4 protein-coding genes are annotated in these 3,376 nt (G+C 61.2%); 2 read left to right on the top strand and 2 right to left on the bottom strand.

Going from position 1 to position 3,376, the window contains the following annotated elements:
- Window positions 1-309 (top strand): hypothetical protein (locus tag ACTHL0_RS21880; protein ID WP_440568995.1); only part of this gene is annotated, 309 nt, incomplete at its 5' end.
- Between the two features lie 455 nt (window positions 310-764).
- Here the strand turns inward: ACTHL0_RS21880 and ACTHL0_RS21885 are convergent.
- Entirely contained in the window at window positions 765-1,625 is an 861-nt protein-coding gene (locus ACTHL0_RS21885) for a LysR family transcriptional regulator (RefSeq protein ID WP_440568996.1), read from the bottom strand.
- 154 nt (window positions 1,626-1,779) lie between these two features.
- On the opposite strand from ACTHL0_RS21885, the gene mdtD reads away from it, so the two are divergent.
- On the top strand, window positions 1,780-3,204 hold the full coding sequence (mdtD, locus tag ACTHL0_RS21890; RefSeq protein WP_440568997.1) for a multidrug transporter subunit MdtD: 1,425 nt from the start codon (window positions 1,780-1,782) through the stop codon (window positions 3,202-3,204).
- On the opposite strand, the gene ACTHL0_RS21895 is transcribed toward mdtD, so the two are convergent.
- Window positions 3,175-3,376, bottom strand: a 202-nt coding sequence (locus ACTHL0_RS21895) for an EAL domain-containing protein (RefSeq protein ID WP_440568998.1), incomplete at its 5' end; no start/stop codon positions are given. The genes mdtD and ACTHL0_RS21895 overlap by 30 nt on opposite strands.

Below are 3,376 nucleotides of genomic sequence, written 5' to 3' on the forward strand. Positions count from 1 at the left end.
TACATGGCTCGCCGCTTCAAGCATGTTCGATTTGGCAAGTCGTTGGAGACCAAAAGCTTTCTGGACGATCTGCTAAGCGTTCCAGATCTCGCCGCTGGCGTCATTCAAGATCTCCTGCAGGCGCAGCACACTGGTGTAGACAACATTCCAGGCGGGGACGAGAAGATTCCCCTGATCCGGTGGACTGCAACTCCCTCCAAATTCCTGTCGAAGATAACGCTTCAAATTGTTCGAACAGAGGACGGTGAAATCGGCACCGGGATCGTCAACATCGTCCCGGCGGCAGAAGGCGGCAGGCAGCAACGTTAGTGTTCTGAAATCCGCGACGAAACGTGGATTGGCGCGAAATGAACGGCCGCGAAGTGATGCTGAGCCGACGCTGCGTTGTCTGCCTGACCACAAGGGCGAACGACGCATCATGGCCGACTACCGCCCGATGTGTCTGGCAGTCACTGGCCCGTCGCCTCAGCTTCAGCAAGGAAAACCGGGGCACTCAGTGTTGACGCTGCATGGTGCGGTAGTCGAGGTGCGCGCGACTGCTCAAGGGGCGATGAAACCGAGGGAAGGCTGCGTCGGGGTGCTTACAATTCGGCGCTATCAAAAGGCGGGCTCTCCGGATTGTTGCATGGATGACTTCTCGTCCCCTTCGTCCTGTTTCATTTCCACGCGTGCCCGACATCGCATCGCGACGCTCACAATCCGGGACGATGTCCTGACGCTCGTGCGTCGCGGAATCGAGACTGTGCTGGGAAATCGCGCCCCCATCACTCCCCCACCCAAGACCCTCGCAGATCGCTCTCATTGAGCAATTGCAGGAGCGTCTGTGCGGGACGACTGAGCCGCTTCGCCGCTAGCGCGATGAATTCGATGTCGGGCAGGGCAGGAAGGCTGGCAGCATTCACCGGTTGCGACAACCCCCGCCCCGACAAGTATTGCGCACGAACGGTAATGCCGAGCCCCGCGCGCGCCGCCGCGACGCAACCCGAGTGGCTACTGCTCGTACAAACGACCTGCCAGCGAAAATCGGTCTCCGCCAGCGCATCGAGCACGACCGCGCGTGTAACGCTAGGCTCGGCCACAAGGATCAACGGCAACGGCTGTTCAAGATCGACGAGGGTACCCGTCCGCGCGATCCATTCGAGCCGCCCCGTAAACAACGGAACGCCGCGCTTATCACCGAGCCGTCGTTTGCCGATCATCAAATCGATCGACCCAGCGTCGAGCAATTCATAAAGCCGCCCCGTCATGCCGATGACGATTTCGAGTTCGACATCGGGGTGCGCATTGCGAAACGCAGCCAGCACCGTAGGCAGCGGGCCAAGCGCAATGTCATCGGATGACCCCAGCCGGACCCGCCCCTTCAACCGCGGGCCGCGGAACTGCGACTCGGCGCGATTCAACGCCTGCAAGATCACCCCGGCATGAGCAAGCATCGCCTCCCCATCGACCGTCATCGCGAGCGAGTGCGTGTCGCGCACCAATAGGCGCCGGCCGACCGCCTCTTCGAGACGACGAATATGTTCGCTGACACTCGACTGAGTCAGACCCAACTGCCGTGCCGCCTCCGTGAAGCTTTGGCACGCCGAGACAGTCGCGAACGATTTCAACCAGACAGGATTGAGCATGATGACGCGATTGTTATCGGCAATGCCGATAACAGTCAATGCCGTTAGTGGGGTTCTCGATTGAAACCGATTCCAATATCATGATCGGGTTTCCAAGGATTGCGTTGCATCGCCTGCGGTCCTCCGCGGCGGCCACGCACTCGAGCACTCCAGAATGAGCAAAGAATCAAGCCATACCGCGCTGTTGTGGATCGTCGCCACGGGATTTTTTATGCAGGCGCTGGACACGACGATCGTCAACACTGCGCTGCCGTCCATCGCCCATAGCCTGGGTGTCCGCCCCCTGGCGATGCAGTGGGCCATCGTCGCCTACACGCTGACCATGGCGACGATCACACCCGCCTCCGGCTGGCTCGCCGATCGCTTCGGCACGCGCCGCGTTTATTTCTGCGCGATCCTGATTTTCGTGCTCGGCTCGCTGTGCTGTGCCAGCGCGCATACGCTCGCGCAATTGGTGATCGCTCGTGTGCTGCAAGGCGTCGGCGGCTCCATGCTGTTGCCGATTGGCCGGCTGGCCGTGTTGCGTGCCGTCAGCAGCGAACAATATGTCTCGGCGCTCGCGCTGATTTCCATCGCGGGGCAGGTGGGCCCGATCGTGGGGCCCACGCTTGGCGGCTGGTTCGTCGAAGCCGCCTCGTGGCATTGGATCTTTCTGATCAACGTGCCGATCGGCGCGGTGGGGTTGATTGCCGTCTACCGCTATTTGCCAAGCGCGAACGGCAGCTCGGCCCCAAGGTTCGATCTGGCCGGCTGCGCGCTGCTCTCGCTATGCATGATTGCGTTCTCGCTTGCCGTCGATGCGCCGACGCAATCGCATCGCGCCGCGTGGTCGCTCGCGCTGTTCATGCTGGGGCTCATTGCCGCGCTGGCCTATGTGCCCTATGCGCGCCGCCGCCGCAATCCACTGTTCAAGCTCTCGCTGTTTCGGGAGCCTAACTTCAGCGTGGGGTTGACCGGAAATCTCGTCTGCCGGATCGGAACCAGCGCAGTGCCGTTTTTGGTGCCGTTGCTGCTGCAACTCCAACTCGGCTACACGCCGTTGCATTCCGGCTTGATGATGTTGCCCGCCGCGCTCTCGGGCGCGGTAGCCAAACGCTGGATCGCACCGTTGATCCGCCGCTATGGTTACGGCACCTTCTTGTTGGTCAACACAGTCATCGTCGGTGCTTCGATCGTTGCGTTCGCACTGATTTCTCAGGCTACGCCGACCATTGTCGCGATCGTCGTGCTGGCGATTTTCGGGGCGGCCAATTCGATGCAGTTCGCCGCGATGAACAGCGTGACGCTGAAAGGGCTCTCGCACGAAGACGCCGGAGGGGGCAACAGTCTCTTTTCGATGGTGCAGATGCTGGCGATGGGCCTGGGCGTATCGATCGGCGGCACGCTGGTCAAGCTGTTTGCCGATCAATCGGGATCGGCCAGCTTTGGGTTCCGCATGAGCTTTGTCTGTGTGGGCGTCATCACCCTCATCGCGGCGTTGATCTTCCGCCGAATTGAAGAGACGCCGACAGCCGCATCCGCCGGTCAACCCGCTGCAGCCGCGATTCCCTTAGACGCCACAAGCGGCGGCGGTCGATAGCGGCTGCATCGTGCTCGCGTTCATGGGAGCAGGTTTGCCGAAGTGATAGCCCTGCATCAAGCTGCAGCCGAGCTCGGCGAGGACGGCCGCTTGTCGATCGGTCTCCACGCCTTCGATCACACAACTGAGTTCGAGGTTGCGGCACAGTTCGACAATGCTGCGAACGATCTTC

This window comes from Trinickia sp. (assembly GCF_051961175.1).
Taxonomy (GTDB): domain Bacteria; phylum Pseudomonadota; class Gammaproteobacteria; order Burkholderiales; family Burkholderiaceae; genus Trinickia.

Excerpts from the sequence above, each read along its gene's own strand:
- ACTHL0_RS21885 (WP_440568996.1), bottom strand. The coding sequence starts at position 1,625 with ATGCTCAATCCTGTCTGGTTGAAATCGTTCGCGACTGTCTCGGCGTGC.
- mdtD (WP_440568997.1), top strand. The coding sequence starts at position 1,780 with ATGAGCAAAGAATCAAGCCATACCGCGCTGTTGTGGATCGTCGCCACG.